A 15816-nucleotide genomic window follows, 5' to 3' on the forward strand; every position below is an offset into this window, starting at 1 on the left:
GTTTTTGAAAATTCTAATGATTCATTAACTGACGCTTGGCCAAAATAGCTTTAATAACAAAATAACTAATGTCATCTGGAAGGGCTTCTTTGATTGGTTTCAGGAATCCTTCCCCTACCTCACGAATGGCTTCTTCCACTTGGTTTTCTTGTTCAGGTGTAAAAAACGTCTCCCACTCAATGCTTTTACCGTCTTCTGCCGCACGCAATAAATGGTTTTCGACTGTTACAAGCGAAAGGTCACGGCTTTTGGCAATCTCTTCAATCGTTCGCCCTTGTTCATACAACTCAAACGTGACTAAATGAGACCCTTCCTTTGAACTTGATCGCTTCGGTTTTTTCTTTACTTTCACTTCCTCGATCATCGGCTCACGGTCAGGATGATCACGCTTGTAGTCTTCTACTACTTGAAGGAAACGATCTCCGTAACGATCTTTCTTTTGTTCTCCGATCCCTTTTACCATCAGTAGCTCCTCTTTTGAGAGCGGCAGTCTCCTCGACATATCTTGTAGCGTTTGGTCCGAGAAGATAACAAACGGAGGCACGTTTTCTTCATCCGCAATTGCTTTACGAAGCTGACGGAGCTTTTCAAAAAGCTCGTCATCGACCGCGACTTGCACGACCTCGACTTGTTCTTTTCTCATAACAGGATGCGTCCCTTGAAGCACGCTCTTCGCATTTTCCGTGACGATTAAAACCGGATATTGCCCCCCCGAAATGCCGATAATTTGTTCAGAAGTAAGGAAGTCAATAAATTCACTGACTTCTTTAGCCGTTTTATCCTTCATAATTCCGTACGTAGGAAGCTGATTAAAACGCATATCAATAACTTTTTTGTTGTTCGAACCCGTTAACACTTGCGCAATCAACGTTTTTCCAAATCGCTGTCCCATACGAATCATACAAGAGAGCACCATTTGTGCTTCTTTTGTCACATCCACTGAGTCTCGATCATCTGTGCAATTACTGCATTTTCCGCATTCCACTGCGTTATGATCACCAAAATAGTGAAGGATAAACGCTTGCAGACAGCCTTCTGTGTGACAATAATCGCGCATCTGATGAAGCTTTTGGAGCTCCTGCTTCTTCTTTTCCTCGTTCATGGATTGATCAATTAAATAGCGCTGTACTTGGACGTCCTGAGGCGAATATAACAATATACATTCACTTTCTAATCCATCCCGCCCTGCACGCCCTGCTTCTTGGTAGTAGCTCTCCATGTTTTTAGGAAGCTGATAATGAATGACAAAGCGCACGTTACTTTTATCAATTCCCATTCCGAATGCATTCGTTGCGACCATAATGGTCACATCGTCTCGTAAGAAGCGATCCTGCTGCTCTGACCGCTCCTTTTCGTTTAATCCCGCATGATAACGACCTGTTTCAATTCCGCGTTTATTTAATTGTTCATATAATGCATCCACGTCTTTTCGTGTGGCTGCATAAATAATGCCCGATTCTCCTGGATTTTTTTTAAGGTACTGCTGTAGAAAATCATCTGCATCTTGACCTTTTACAACGTTAAAGGATAAATTACTGCGTTCAAATCCGGTAATAAAAGTGGATTCTTGTGGAATCGACAGCTGCGCACAAATATCTTCCTGTACTTGTGGAGTGGCCGTTGCGGTTAGTGCTAACACTGTTGGTTGAGACGAAAGCTCTTTTACAAAGCGATGAATACGCAAGTAGCTTGGTCGAAAATCGTGTCCCCACTGCGATATACAGTGAGCTTCATCTACTGCAACAAGCGAAATAGGCAAGTTTTCAAGTTGTTGCATGAAAAAAGGCGACTCTAATCGTTCAGGTGCGATATACAAAATGCGACATTCTCCCGTGCTTACTTCCTCTAGGCGACGATCTGCTTCACTTGCCGTTAACGTACTATTAATATACGTCGCATGGATGCCTACTTGCTCGAGAGCGTCCACTTGATCTTTCATTAAGGAAATAAGCGGTGAAATCACAAGCGTTATTCCAGGTAAGACGAGAGCAGGAATTTGATAGCAAAGTGATTTCCCGCCTCCAGTAGGCATGATGCCTGCCGTGTGATGACCGTTTAAGACATTTTGAATAATGTCCTCTTGTCCTTGTCGAAACTGATCATATCCGAAATAACTTTTTAAATAGCGCGTTGCTTCTTGCATCATTTAGTATGTCCTCCTACATTTGATACAGCATATCTGTACCATCGTTCATCATTTTTCTATCATAACATTAATTTATAAGCGTCAGCACACTAAAACTTTCATATTCTCTAGCAAAAATCGTACACTATATTAATAGTAGAAAGGAGCTGTATATATGGCGATTCCATCACAACTTGTCGTTGAGTTTACCGACTATGATTACCTAACCTTCATCCCGATTGGGAGAAAAAATAAAGCCATTCGTTCACTGGCAAACAAGCATACAAGAGGGCTGTTAACACGCATTAATCACGCCGTCTCCCAAACATTAAGCACCTATTCCGATGCGGACCAGCTACAGCTCTCCACTTTCTTGTTTAAAAATCAGCATAGTGGCTTTCCACTAGCTATTAATAGAGAGGAAGAAATTTTTCCTCATTTATGGAAACCTGATACGTTTTTATGGAAAGAACAGAGCGCACAAACAGGTGTCCCTATCCACTTGGAACAATGCTATAAGCAGGATATTACGACGTTAAGCAAAGAACAGCTTCAGGCTCACATTGATCACGTCATAAGAGACTACATGTTTTGTGCACAGATCGCACAAAAAAATCGTGAAGATTGGCTTTCTTCCATGAACGAAGCCTTTTATAAACATCCGTTCATCCAACTATACCATGAGTATGAGAGGAGAATTGAAGCGATTGAACGTGTGGCAGTCTCTCCACTACTTTTCTCGATGAAGCAGCCTGAAAAAGTAGCGTATTGGCGAGAACGTGTGGAGATTATTATGCGACCGTTTCGCATGTGGTCAAAAGAGGAGTTTCATGAAGGTCTTGATGCCTATTCAGAAGTGACGTTATCCTTTGAAGCGAGAGAGAAGCAGATCGTTGTGAAAGACACTACAGGTGGGACCATTTTAGTGTACCACGTTCCTTCACAGACGGTCACGCTGAAAGAAGAAGTAAATGTTGAGCTCGCTAGTAAACGTCTCTATACGACAAGCGAGCAATTAAAAGAGTTAATGTTATTAAATCCGGAACTCATTCAATCGCTTCATTCCATTCAGCATTGGAAAGATCAGATCGAGCAGGACGCCTCCGTGATTAACGAAATAAATAATTTACAAAAAGAACTTGAAACGTGGAGTATGTCACCTCTTGAGATTCCTCGCCTGCTGTCATGGATTCATGTACTCATGGACCTCAAGGCCCCCCGCACAACGGACGAAGAAACCATTGAGTGGTTCTCCTCTTTTCACATAGAGGACGTATCTATTTTATCCCAGCTATCTTCCTATAAAAAGATAGCGAAACAAACAGAATGGGTTCATGCCCTCACCACTCTTAAAGAGCAGCTTGAGGATGAGCTTCATTTGTTACAAGGTCGACTCTTGAATCATTCAATAGATGTAGGAAAAATCACGTTAACGCCTCATCAATTATACGACACGCTTTCGCTCATTCATGATTTACGCGACTCTGTATCAGGTCAGCTCTACACACAGCTTTTAACGGGGCATTCAACGAATAATATTCGCCAACGAAAGCTTGATCAGCACAAGGGATACGGAGCTCTTTCTCATCAAAAAGAAAAATATTTATATTCGATGTTTGAAACGCTTCAAAAGTGGGAAGTTATTAGTAAATTAAGACAAGGCTACACTCTCACTCCAAAGGGCCATGTCATTCACTCACATATGTCTCATCACATGTAAAAAAAGGCGTAACCCTTTGGGCTACGCCTTTTTTACGTCTTCCTATTGAAGAGCACCTAACACAAGATCCTTTAACTCACGCTTCACGATTTTTCCGAGCGTGTTTTTCGGAAGCTCACGAACAAACTCCACTTGGGGTACCTTGTAGTCCGCTACGCGTGATTGAAGATTCGCAATAACGTCCTTTTCAGTAAGAGAGCTATTCGCATCTTTTACGACGTACGCACGCGGAATCTCTCCCCAAAAGTCATCCGGAATCCCAATTACCGCTACTTCTAATACACCATCCATATGCTGAATAATTTCTTCTAGCTGAATAGGATACACGTTATCACCACCGCGCACAATGACGTCTTTATAACGTCCCATAATGTATAAGAAGCCGTCACTGTCTAATTTTCCGGCATCGCCCATATGGAACCATCCGTCAGTGAAAACCTGCTCCGTTGCTTCTTCGTTATTCCAATACCCTTTAAATACGTAAGGACTCTTCACCATAATTTCGCCTACTTCACCTTGTGGGAGAGTTTCCCCTGTGTCAGGATCCGCGATTTTAATTTGGACGCCTGGAACAGCTTTTCCAACCGAATCTGCCTTGCTTTCACCCATATCATGACGCCAAGCGCTGACGACCCATGCCTCGGTGCTTCCGTAGCCTTCCATCATGAAAATGCCTTGTTTTTCATATTCATAGATGAGGCTTGCTGGCACCTTCGTTCCACCTGCTGCTGCATATTTAAACGTTTCAGGTTTGCCTCCTCTTTCCTTGAGTTCCTCAAGCATATACGTATAAACGGACGGGAATCCAAGCATCATATGAATTCCTTCGCGCTCAATCGTATCCCAAATCGTTTTCGGTGTGGAATCAATTTCAAAAATGATGGTAATTCCAGACGTAATGGAATTAAACAGATTTAAGATTCCACTCATGTGAAACAGTGGATGAACCGCTAAGAAACGACCGCCCTCTTTGACAGGACGTTTGGCGGCTTCTTTAAAATAAGCATCCAATCCATCGTGCGTGATCATGCAGCCTTTTGCATTCCCCGTTGTTCCTGACGTAAACAGCATAAACGCCGTTTCTTCCCCTGTTAGTGAAACAGACGGCTCTTCCATTGAGTGCTCTGCGAAAATTTGCTCATATGCCTCAGTTGTATGGAATCCTTTTTCTGCTTGAATCATGTGCGGAACAATCTGATTTTCTTTTGCATTCTTCACATGATCAGCAAACTCCTCATCATAAAAAAGAACGGTTGGTTTCGCTGTCTGAAGTAAATCTTCTAGTTCAAAAGCTGTCAGCTGCCAGCTAAACGGGACAGGAACAGCTCCAATTTTTATTGCCGCCATCATAATGGTTGGAACAGGATGATTGTTTTTACACAAAATTCCAACCATATTCCCTTTTTGAACGCCAAGACTCATTAAGTAATGAGCCATTTGATTAACGCGCTCATTGTATTGCTTGAACGTATAACGCGTCGTCCCCCCAACCAAAGCCTCAAGGTGTGGTGTTTTCTCTGCACGCTTTGTTAGAATTTCTTGCATCATACTCATTGTTTTCATCTTCTTTCTGTTTGTTTTGTAATTTTGTAATGTTGATTTTATTTATATACCCATTGTAAGAACCGCTATCACCTAAAAACAAATCAAAAAACTCTGAAATGATAAAAATGGTAAAATGTGTTCTCTTTTTATCCTTAATTTAGGTGAAAGAAACCGTTATCACAAAAACATCATTCGTTCTTATAATAAAAGAAGACCTCGAAAAGGAGGCCTTCTTTTTACTATTTTATGAGCTTTTTCATAGATTCTTTTGGAACATCGTAAACTTGAATCGTTTGCCCAGCCTTTTTTGGTAGGAAGACAATCGTTTGGTAATCTCGACCATCGTAAACATCATACTCACTATTCTCAAGCAATTTTTGAATTTGCTTTTCATCACGAGTCGTTTTTACTTTTGGCTGCTCCGCTAGATATTCATTGAACTCTGCTCTTGACATATTATATGAGCTCTCTCGTACATCTTGATCATATTTTGGCAGAATGGTCGCTGATTCAAAGTCAGTTGCGGTTGTTAGAGCTTGATCTGCTAGCCCTTCTTTTTGTAGCCACTTTTCAATTTCCTTATAATAAACTTCTAGCGTCATCGGTAGTTGATTTCGATCTGTTATAGAAATGTTAATGGATGACAAATCAACCTTGTCAGTTAAGACATCTGTTGCTTTTTGTTTTTGAATTTCTTCCTGAAGCAAGTGAACAAATTCTTCAATTTTCGTTCGTTCCGTAATATAGACGGGACGTTTTTCTACTAGATTTGATTGAATCTCAATTGATCGAATCGTTGAAATGCTTTTATCACTTAATGCATAGACAGGATACATCTTCTCTTTATATTCCCTTGAGTCCACAAGTGGCTTCATGTCCTCATCAAATAGGTGACGTGGAATGTTGTATAATCGAACGATACGCCCTCCACCTTTCAACTCATATGCAATCCCAATTGTATCAAAAACTCCATGACCACGTTGGAGAGAAGCTTCTTTAATTAGCTTTTTGTGCAACTGTTCAATGTGTTTTAAGATAGTAGGATCTGTGTAAGCTACCATACTTCGATCATCACCAATCGCCTCATCCCCGTTGTCTATTGCTTTTAGCGTGTAAAGATCTTCACCTACATATACTTTCTTCACATTTTTTAAGTCTGGTACTTTCTTTTCAATTCCGAGAATGTCCAGTGAGATAATCGCAAAAAACAGTGCGGCAACGACTGCAAACCCAACATATCCTTTCCATCTGAAACCAATGCGCCACGTTTTTTGTAATACGACTTCCGCTACTACGTAACCGACGATCGATCCAATTACGTACCCAAATAAAAACCAGCCTAGTTTATTATTTTGTGAAAGGCCAAAATAGGCACCTCCAAGGAGCGTAAAACACGCCATTACGCCATATTTAAAGACAGGCTGAAAAAATTGGAACGAGATGGCTCTTGAACTCATTTCGATTGCTCTCTTTTTATAGGCAATCAAACCGATTACGTAAAAAATGACCACTAAACTACTATACGTAATTAGAACGGTTGGACTGACTGTACCTTGACCAAGTAATCCAACTCGAGCAAACGGAAGGGCATCTCTTGTCAACGTGCCATCTAAGTAGTAATCAAGCGCAATTCCTTTAATAAGAGAAGCTGCGTTAATCGCCACAATGCTCGTAATACCTACAGGTAACAAAAACAGAATGTAGGTTAAGGCCCCTTGCACCATCGTGATTCCCGTAAATATTCCGACAAAAACAGTAGCCATAAATACGAATAATAAAAACAAAATGGTAAGCCCGATCCAGCTCCATATATGGGCTGGCGTGGTAATATACATAAGCTTGTAGTTTACTCCTATTACGTAAAACACAATACCCGTTAAAAAGACAGGAAGAATTAATAAAACAACCCCTGTTATAATACGCTGGTTATATAAGCTTTCTCTCTTAATCGGCAAGCTATGAATATAATCAGCGGAGAGCTTTGTTTGCATATAGCGGAATAATAGTAGTCCAAGAAGAACAGGTACAGTAAAAATAGCGATGGTATAAATGTCTCTTGATAAATCAAATAAGCTTTGGCTTTTTTCTTCTATAAAGTTTTCTTCTGTAATGATGTTATAAAGATCGAGCGGCCCTGTGAAGAGCAACGTCAGAAAATAAACGATGCTAATCCATCCGACGCTTCGTAAATCTTGTATAAAAATGCCGCGATTAAACGAAAATAGTTTCGACCGCATAGCCAACGTCCCCCATTTCGTAAATAAAGATTTCTTCTAATGTGAGCGGAAGGAGATCAAAAATCACTGGATTGTAAGAGTCAATAAGCCTTGTCACGGCGTCTTCTTTTCCTCTCACAATAAACAGCATGACGCTGCCTCGTTTTTCCTCATATAAAACGTTCAGCTTTTCAAGAAGACCCATTGGGACATCGCGCTTGAAGGCTACCTGAATTTTATGGACATCTGATTTTAGATCATCAAGATCTTTCTCAATCATTAACTCTCCTTTATGTAAAATCCCAACATGATCACACAGGTCTTCTACTTCACGAAGATTATGAGACGAAATCAAGATCGTCATCTCACGTTCTGCAACGTCTTGAATAAGCAGATTTTTAATTTTTTTACGCATCACTGCATCAAGTCCGTCAAGCGGTTCATCCAATACAAGAATATCTGGCATCGCTGATAGCGTTAACCAAAACGCCACCTGACGCTGCATACCCTTTGATAGGCGGTGGACCTTTTTATTTAGATCGATGTTGAACACCGAACGTAGCTTTTGAAAGCGCTCCTCGTTCCAGTCAGCGTACACACTTCTATAAAACTGCCCCATTTGTTTAATCGTGGACTGCGGGAAGAAGTACAGTGCATCAGGTATAAAAATCAGCTTTTGTTTCACCTCTACGTTTTCAAAAACGGATTGATCCATCACTGAAATCGTTCCTGAATCCTGCTTGTAGATGCCACAAAGCATTTTTAACAGCGTCGTTTTCCCCGCTCCGTTTGATCCAAGCAATCCGTAGATCGATCCTTTTTTTACATGAAGCGTAACGTTTTTTACCGCTTCTATATCTTCAAATTCTTTTCGCAGATTAGTTGCCTTGATCATTCGGATTACCTCCTTGCACCGTTTCCTCTGCTGCTTCAATGAGTGAGAGAATGTCCTCCCGGTTCATCCCTAGATACAGTGCTTCTGAAATGAGCTTAATTAGATCATTCTTCATCTTCTTCACCTTCTCATTATTTGTTGTAATAGCCTGCGGAGCGACAAAGCTCCCTTTTCCTGGGACCGAGTATATGTAACCCTGGTGTTCAAGCTCACGATACGCTTTTTGAATCGTATTTGGATTGATGGTTAGCTCTTTTGCCAGCAACCGTACGGAAGGTAATTGCGCATCAGCTTTAAACACTTCATGGATGATGAGTTCTTTTAGTTTCTCGACAAGCTGTTCATAGATGGGCTTGCGACTACGTAAGTCTAATTCAAACATAGTGGCCCTCCTTCCAATTAGTAATCACGTTTCATTGTATTAACTGTATTACGAATCCTATTACAGTTAATATTATAATTCACGAGCAAAAAATTACAAGCATTAATTTACGACAAAAAAATCCCCGCTTTTTACAGCGAGGATTTTTTTGAAATCATCTTATTTTGCGAATACGTGCTCACCGATTTTAATCGTTTCGTGCTTACCACGTAACCACTGGTTATCTGTTTTATCTGGATTATAGAAGAACAATGAACCTTGACCTTTGCCGTGGAAATTAATCGCTTCGTCTACAGCTTTTTTAGCTTCGGACGTTGCTGGGTCATTAATGCTTCCGTTTAGTACAGGTGAAAATTCGTTTTTTTGGTAGACAATTCCTTTTAATGAATCTGGGAACTTGTCGCTATCTAAACGATTTAAAACGACTGTTGCAACGGCTACTTGACCAGCATAAGGTTCACCCTTTGCTTCGGCCGTTACCAATCGAGCGAGTAGGTCTTTTTCATTTGAACTTAGTGATACTTGTTTTTCAGCTGCCTCTGCCTTATGTTGTCCGGCATCTCCAGCATATTGAACACCTAACGCAGGTATTACAAGCGCGGCTGTCATAATCAGTTTCTTTAGCATATAGTTGAAAACCTCCTGTGACTTTTTCGTGCTAGTTGTCACTTTAACAAGGCTGAAGGTAGAAGTCACTATGAAACTTGAACCAATAGATCCATAAAATAGGATATCTTTCACTCTTCCTCATCGCGCTCAATCACAAGACCCTCTACGTATTTGCGACTGATCAACCGCTCTTTTTTACGATTCTCTTTTGAGTCAAAAACAATGGAAAAATCGTAATCGTCAGGGTATAACTCATCCCTTGAGATGTAGAGTTTTAGACGTTTGTGATTGTACGTGCGCTTTTCCTCTTTTACCTGCACCACGTAATTACCGAACGAATCAGGACCGCTGTACACAATACCGAATTCATCGCTTTGCGTAATGCGTACGTTATCTCCCTGAACAAATATCGTCGCAGTTGCTTGCTGTGGTTTGGCTGTTTTTTGATGAGCATGACGATTGACGATGATCTGTTTGTCTAGCTCTCTTTGATTTTCTGTTGATCCTAACGGATATTCTTTTTCTTCTCGATACGTAATGCGATGCGCTTCTTCAATAATCTTTGGATGAAGACCCAGCTTTAAGGCAATGGCAAACGCCTGGCTTTCCCCACCCTTTCCAATCAGCAAGCGGTAAGTTGGCTTTAGCGTGTGAATATCAAATTCCATGGACCCGTTTCGAAACCCTTCTGTGGCATCAGCAAATTCCTTGATTTCGCTGTAATGAGTCGTCGCAAGCATCGTTACGCCTTTTTTAGCAAGCTGATGAAGAATGGCCGTTGCAAGTCCCATCCCTTCACTTGGATCGGTACCAGAGCCAAGTTCATCCACTAATACAAGCGTATATTCATTCGCTTCTTTTAAAATTTCAATGATATTTGTCAAATGCGAGCTAAAGGTACTCAAGCTTTGTTCAATACTTTGGCCATCTCCAATATCAACGAGAATTTGCTTAAAAATAGCCACTTCACTTCCTTCGTTAACAGGAACGTGGAGTCCGCTTTGAACCATCATTACAAGAAGACCCACTGTTTTGATCGTCACCGTTTTTCCGCCTGTATTTGGACCTGTAATAACCAAATTGCGGTAATTGGTTCCGATTTCAACAGTGAGTGGTACAGCCCCATCTCCTAATAACGGATGCCTCGCCCCCTTCAACAACACACGGCTTTCTTCGTTAATAGCAACTTCCCTTCCGTTAATGAACTGGCTATGTTTTCCTTTGGCAAACAAGACATCGTAGTGGATCATCGTTTCAATCGATCCTTTTAGTGACGGTTCGTTCTCTTCTACAAGTGCGGTAAGGGAAAATAGAATTCGCTCTACCTCTACCTCCTCCATTGCTTTTTGCAGATCGATCAGGTCTTGAATGGATGAGGCTTCTTCTGGTTCGATATATAGCGTCGATCCAGAAGCAGAGGTATCTAAAATTGATCCTTTCACCTTACTTTTATACTCTTTTTTCACCGCTACTGCATATCGTCCATTTCGTTCACTGATTGTTGACTCTTGGAGGTACGCTTTATATTTGGATGATTTTACGATTTGCTGCAGCTTTTCTTTAAGCTTTTGCTCGTGTGTTTCAAGCTGTCTCCGAATTTTTAGTAATTCTTTACTTGCATAATCATCTACCCGTCCGTTTCGAATGCAGCGAACAATTTCATCTGCTATCACTGACAAATCATCTATTCCATCTACATATAAACTAACGCGAGGTGCGAGGTGCTGTTTATCTTTCATAAATCGCTTTAGCTTTGCACAGCTGTCCAGAAAGCCAAGAAGCTTACTTAACGTGTCGACTTTTAATGCTGTTCCTTTATGAAGCTGTTTCATCAGCACGCTCATTCCTGACAACCCTGATAATGGAACACTCGCACTTTTTTCTAAAATAGCGACCGCTTCCGTTACTTCCGCTAGCTGTGCTTGCAGCTGTCGTTTATTTATAGACGGTAGAAGCGCTAAAATTTGTTCTTTTCCTTCTTCTGTCATAGCGAATTTCGCCACGTCTTCTTTCACTCGGTTATATTCTAATACGCTATATGCACGTTCGTTCAACGTAAAAACCCTCCTTTAGAAAATAAAAAAGCACCATGAACAACGTTCATGGCGCTCGAAAATATTGATCTACGTCCCCATTTATCTCAGTGGATTAAAAAAACGCTGTGCATGAAGACACAGCGTCGTAGATAAATTTATCTTCGGTATGCTATGATTCGTGTCCTTAACCATCATTCTTTTTGAGCGTACTCAAATAAACATCTAGCGAACTAGAAATTTTTAAAAGAATGACCGTATCCAATTTACGGATTAGTTAAGAACGACACCTAACATAGAACATACTCCTTTACGTTTAAGAGATAAATGGGTATAGAGGTGCTCATTTCTGCCCTCTTCATCCCTATCATATACAAAATAACCTTTTTATGTCAATACTACATCATGTCCTTATTTACCGAAATACGTTATGATAAGCAGGAGAACGGAATGAAAGGACGTTAGAGATGACGGAAAAATTATATTACCACTCTCCTTATACAAAAACATGGAACACGGAAATTACACACATTGAGCAGAAAGACGATACATATTGGATTCAGTTAAAAGAAACGGCTTTTTATCCAGAGGGCGGTGGACAACCTGCCGACCAGGGAACCATCAACGGAATGAGCGTAATCGATGTTCAAGAAGACGGCCCGCATATTTATCATATACTGCGTGACAAACCATCACTTGGCGAAGCCTCATGTGAAATTAACTGGGAGCGCCGCTTTGATCATATGCAGCACCATAGCGCTCAGCATTTGTTATCCGCTGTTTGCATTGAGTTGTACGATGCTAAAACGATGAGCTTTCATCTCGGAACGGAAATGGTCTCGATTGATTTAGCGACGGCTGAGCTGTCAGCGAAACAACTAAACAACGTTGAGAAAAAGGTCAATGAATACATTACGGCAAACTATCCTATTGAAACTTATATGGTGACAGAAGAAGAGCTTTCTTCTATCCCTCTACGCAAGCTTCCTGACGTAACCGAAGACATTCGAATTGTGGAAATTAAAGGTGAGATTGACTATTCTGCATGTTGCGGGACACATGTTGCTCGTTTAGGAGAAATCGGATTAATCAAGCTGATCAAAACGGAAAAGCAAAAAGGGAATACGCGCCTTCACTTTAAAGCTGGATCTCGAGCGCTGAAAGATTACGGCGAAGCCCAGGATATTTTAACGATCATCAGCAAACGTTTTAGCACGTCACGCAGTGAAGTCATTGAGCGCTTAGATAAATGGGAACAGGAGCAAAAAGCCCTTCAGCGCGAGCTAGATGAATTAAAAGAAGCGCAGGCTTCGTATGTCGCAAAAGAATTGCTGTCGTCAGCAGAAAGTAATTTGATTGCTAAGACGTTTGACAATCAATCCATGAAGGAAATGCAGCTGTTGGCAGCATCGCTAAAAGAGAGCTTTGATGGAGTCATTTTAATTGCCTCTGCTTCAGAGAAAAAAATCCTTCTCACTCATGCAGGTACGGCTTCGTTAAAGTGCGGTCAGCTATTTAAAGAACACCTTCCTTCCTACAACGGAAAAGGTGGCGGAAATGATAAGCAGGCTCAAGCAGGATTCAATACGGTCGAAGAGCTTCAATCGTTCGTTACGTTTGTGAAAGATTTCATCTAAAAAACTCGGAGCACCGTGCTCCGAGTTTTTTCGTTATACGGACACATCCCGCTTCACAAAGAAATACCATGACAAAGCAAGAAAGAAAATCATGTGACCAACAATGATAAAAATGGAAAACGGAAGGGTCATTCCATCAAACAAAGGCTGACTCCCCCTAAAATACTGACTTAAATCCACGTTTGAGAACAACAGGTATTTTCCTTCGCTTCGCTCAAAGTGAGCAAATAAAGAAGAAACGGTTTTCGCAACTAATGCGATCAAAAGCGTGATCCCGATGGCGAGAGAACCATTTCGAAAAACGGTTGAAACCGTAAAGGCAATCGTCAGTACAACGATGATCTCAATCCACTGAAAGCCGTAACGACTAGCCAAAATCCAAGTATCAGACAGGTCAGACGCTTTAAACGGGAACAAAACAAGCCCCACAATAAAGGACACAATAAAAAATAGCAGCAAGCCGTATATGCTCGCAAGTAAAATCGTTATATACTTTGACAGTAAAATGGTGCTTCTTTTCGCAGGACGAATAAGTAAAAATTTAATCGTTCCGCGGTCAAATTCTGTCGAGACAATTGTGCCTGCAATTGGAATAAGAACAAGCTTTACCGCTGATAAAAACGTCGTGCTGAAAATCAAGTAGCCCATCGTTGTTTCGCCAATTTTTCCAACCCCAAACAATTGACGTGCAAGCAAAGCGCCAAGAATAGCGATGGCTAAAATAATGATCACGATGGCGATCGTGCTCGTTTTATAGCGCAACTTCATTTGTTCATTTCTAATTAAGTTCATCATTTTCATTGCCTCCTGTTAGCGCTAAAAATGAGTCTTCTAACGACGGTGCAAGAGGTTCAATCCGATAAACACGGAGTCCTGCCTCCACTAATCCTTTTGTAAGAACGGGAATATCTTGATACTGCATATGTACGATTACGTCATTGTTTACAACCTGCATCGCGTATTCGGCGCCTTTTAACCACGCTTTGACTTCCTCAAGCGGCTCTGCTGTGATGTTGACTGTTACCCGTTCGTTTGAAGCTGTTGTGCGTATTTCCTGTATCGCAATGACTTTTCCGCGCTGAATAATCGCTACACGATCACAGAGTGCTTCAATCTCTTTTAAAAGATGCGTGGCGATTAAGATCGACACGCCTTCTTCGTCACACAGCTTTCGCAAGTAGATACGCAGTTCTTTCATACCAGCTGGGTCCAATCCGTTCGTTGGCTCATCTAATATTAAGAGTGCGGGGCGGTGTAAAATGGCTTGAGCAATCCCAAGGCGCTGCCTCATCCCGAGTGAATATGTGCCTACCTTAGAATAAATGGCAGGTGACAAATCCACAAGCTCCACTACCTCATCAATCCTCTTCTCATCTAGCGCTCCGTTCATTCTGGCAAAATGAACTAAGTTTTGATACCCCGTTAAATAATCGTAGAATTCTGGGTTCTCAATTATAGCACCAACCTGTGAAATAGCGCGTGAGAACTGACTCTGAATGTTCTCTCCCCCAATGTTCACTTCGCCATCATCTTTTTGAACTAGGCCCACAATCGTACGAATGAGCGTTGTTTTCCCCGAGCCGTTTGGTCCGAGTAAACCCATAATTTCTCCCTGCTTCACGTCTAAGGATACGTTCGACAAAATCTGTTTTTTTCCGATTGATTTGTTCAAATTTCTTACCGTTAAAATTGACATTTGCTTTAACCTCACGTATATACTTGGTATATACCTTCAGTATAGCTAACTTTTCGAATTTTGTACAAACTACTAGTAACTATTAACACAGACTTGCCATTGAAAGGCGGATATACATTATGAGTGACGAGTTTTTAACAAGAAGTGAATATAAAAGACAGCAGCGTCAAAAACAAGAGCAAGAGATCGCGCCACAACCGCAAAAGAAGCCGAAGAAAAAGGGAAAGCTCCGTTTTTTGCGACGACTTATTGCCTTTTTGGTAACGGTAGCCATCATTGTAGGCGTTATCGGCGGCGGCGTGTTTGCCTACTACGCCTCTTCTGCACCACCGCTTGATGAAGCAAAAGTAAAAGAAGAGGTTCATAAAGGTGATAATCAAATTTACGTGACGGCTGATGAAATTCCGAGTCGTGTTCGCAACGCTTTTGTAGCAATTGAAGATGCGCGTTTTTATGATCACCACGGGGTTGATTTCATTCGCTTCGGTGGCGCACTCCTTGCTAACGTAAAAGGTGGGTTCGGTGCACAGGGCGGAAGTACCATTACGCAGCAGCTTGTTAAAAACACGCTGTTATCTCCTGAGAAAACGCCAAGACGTAAAGCCCAGGAAATGTGGCTGGCCATTCAAATGGAACGTCATTTTTCGAAGCAGCAAATTCTTGAAATGTATGTAAACAGTATCTACTACCCTGGGAATATCTATGGTGTAGCAACCGCAGCTGAAAAATATTATGGAAAAAGTTTAGATGACTTAAAAATCCATGAAGCGGCTATGCTTGCTGGCATGCAACAAAACCCCAACGGCTACGATCCTCGCGAGCATCCACAGGCCGCGAAAAATCGTCGTGATCAAGTGCTTGATGCGATGGCAGCTCATGGGTATATTACGGCAGATGAAGCAGAGCAATCAAAATCAATTCCTGTGCAAGCGACATTACAATAAGCAAAAGAAGGTTC

The 15816-nt window shown here is 41.3% G+C and carries 12 protein-coding genes; 3 read left to right on the forward strand and 9 right to left on the reverse strand.

Annotated elements, in window-relative coordinates; all coding sequences use genetic code 11:
* Positions 1-13: 13 nt before the first annotated feature.
* Positions 14-2146 carry a DNA helicase RecQ gene (gene recQ / locus AMD01_RS16755; RefSeq protein ID WP_053402596.1) on the reverse strand — a complete coding sequence of 711 codons (2133 nt, stop codon included), beginning with the start codon at positions 2144-2146 and terminating at the stop codon, positions 14-16.
* Positions 2147-2300: 154 nt separating this feature from the next.
* Here recQ and AMD01_RS16760 point away from each other — a divergent pair, with 154 nt between their 5' ends.
* A complete protein-coding gene (locus AMD01_RS16760) occupies positions 2301-3845 on the forward strand; it encodes an RQC-minor-2 family DNA-binding protein (protein WP_053402597.1) in 1545 nt (514 codons plus the stop codon).
* A gap of 42 nt (positions 3846-3887) precedes the next feature.
* Here the strand turns inward: AMD01_RS16760 and AMD01_RS16765 are convergent, their stop codons facing one another.
* From AMD01_RS16765 to AMD01_RS16790, 6 genes are all read right to left on the reverse strand, one after another.
* Positions 3888-5399, reverse strand: a complete 1512-nt coding sequence (locus tag AMD01_RS16765) for a class I adenylate-forming enzyme family protein (protein ID WP_053402598.1) — start codon at positions 5397-5399, stop codon at positions 3888-3890.
* Between the two features lie 230 nt (positions 5400-5629).
* The gene (locus AMD01_RS16770; protein WP_053402599.1) at positions 5630-7627 is read right to left on the reverse strand and encodes a DUF6449 domain-containing protein; all 1998 of its coding nucleotides are present in this window, start codon (positions 7625-7627) and stop codon (positions 5630-5632) included.
* Complete coding sequence (locus tag AMD01_RS16775; protein WP_053402600.1) at positions 7602-8501, reverse strand: ABC transporter ATP-binding protein; 900 nt, start codon at positions 8499-8501, stop codon at positions 7602-7604. The genes AMD01_RS16770 and AMD01_RS16775 overlap by 26 nt, the downstream gene beginning before the upstream one ends.
* On the reverse strand, positions 8485-8883 hold the full coding sequence (locus tag AMD01_RS16780; RefSeq protein WP_053402601.1) for a GntR family transcriptional regulator: 399 nt from the start codon (positions 8881-8883) through the stop codon (positions 8485-8487). Before AMD01_RS16780 ends, AMD01_RS16775 begins: the two co-directional genes overlap by 17 nt.
* Positions 8884-9042: 159 nt before the next feature.
* A complete protein-coding gene (locus AMD01_RS16785) occupies positions 9043-9510 on the reverse strand; it encodes a cell wall hydrolase (protein WP_053402602.1) in 468 nt (155 codons plus the stop codon).
* A gap of 110 nt (positions 9511-9620) precedes the next feature.
* Entirely contained in the window at positions 9621-11546 is a 1926-nt protein-coding gene (locus tag AMD01_RS16790) for an endonuclease MutS2 (RefSeq protein WP_053402603.1), read from the reverse strand.
* A 446-nt stretch (positions 11547-11992) separates the two neighbouring features.
* On the opposite strand from AMD01_RS16790, the gene AMD01_RS16795 reads away from it, so the two are divergent.
* Complete coding sequence (locus AMD01_RS16795; protein ID WP_053402604.1) at positions 11993-13162, forward strand: alanyl-tRNA editing protein; 1170 nt, start codon at positions 11993-11995, stop codon at positions 13160-13162.
* Between the two features lie 33 nt (positions 13163-13195).
* On the opposite strand, the gene AMD01_RS16800 is transcribed toward AMD01_RS16795, so the two are convergent.
* Positions 13196-13957 carry an ABC transporter permease gene (locus AMD01_RS16800; protein WP_053402605.1) on the reverse strand — a complete coding sequence of 254 codons (762 nt, stop codon included), beginning with the start codon at positions 13955-13957 and terminating at the stop codon, positions 13196-13198.
* Complete coding sequence (locus tag AMD01_RS16805) at positions 13941-14858, reverse strand: ABC transporter ATP-binding protein (protein ID WP_053402606.1); 918 nt, start codon at positions 14856-14858, stop codon at positions 13941-13943. The genes AMD01_RS16800 and AMD01_RS16805 overlap by 17 nt, the downstream gene beginning before the upstream one ends.
* 119 nt (positions 14859-14977) lie before the next feature.
* Here AMD01_RS16805 and AMD01_RS16810 point away from each other — a divergent pair, with 119 nt between their 5' ends.
* Positions 14978-15802 (forward strand): transglycosylase domain-containing protein, encoded by an 825-nt coding sequence (locus tag AMD01_RS16810; RefSeq protein WP_053402607.1) that lies wholly within the window; start codon positions 14978-14980, stop codon positions 15800-15802.
* The last annotated feature ends 14 nt before the right edge of the window (positions 15803-15816 follow it).

The sequence above is a fragment of the Priestia koreensis genome (assembly GCF_001274935.1).
GTDB classification, from domain to species: Bacteria; Bacillota; Bacilli; order Bacillales; family Bacillaceae_H; genus Bacillus_AG; species Bacillus_AG koreensis.

Coding starts and splice junctions, on each gene's coding strand:
- recQ (WP_053402596.1), bottom strand. CDS start 2,146: ATGATGCAAGAAGCAACGCGCTATTTAAAAAGTTATTTCGGATATGAT.
- AMD01_RS16760 (WP_053402597.1), top strand. CDS start 2,301: ATGGCGATTCCATCACAACTTGTCGTTGAGTTTACCGACTATGATTAC.
- AMD01_RS16765 (WP_053402598.1), bottom strand. CDS start 5,399: ATGAGTATGATGCAAGAAATTCTAACAAAGCGTGCAGAGAAAACACCA.
- AMD01_RS16770 (WP_053402599.1), bottom strand. CDS start 7,627: ATGCGGTCGAAACTATTTTCGTTTAATCGCGGCATTTTTATACAAGAT.
- AMD01_RS16775 (WP_053402600.1), bottom strand. CDS start 8,501: ATGATCAAGGCAACTAATCTGCGAAAAGAATTTGAAGATATAGAAGCG.
- AMD01_RS16780 (WP_053402601.1), bottom strand. CDS start 8,883: ATGTTTGAATTAGACTTACGTAGTCGCAAGCCCATCTATGAACAGCTT.
- AMD01_RS16785 (WP_053402602.1), bottom strand. CDS start 9,510: ATGCTAAAGAAACTGATTATGACAGCCGCGCTTGTAATACCTGCGTTA.
- AMD01_RS16795 (WP_053402604.1), top strand. CDS start 11,993: ATGACGGAAAAATTATATTACCACTCTCCTTATACAAAAACATGGAAC.
- AMD01_RS16800 (WP_053402605.1), bottom strand. CDS start 13,957: ATGATGAACTTAATTAGAAATGAACAAATGAAGTTGCGCTATAAAACG.
- AMD01_RS16805 (WP_053402606.1), bottom strand. CDS start 14,858: ATGTCAATTTTAACGGTAAGAAATTTGAACAAATCAATCGGAAAAAAA.
- AMD01_RS16810 (WP_053402607.1), top strand. CDS start 14,978: ATGAGTGACGAGTTTTTAACAAGAAGTGAATATAAAAGACAGCAGCGT.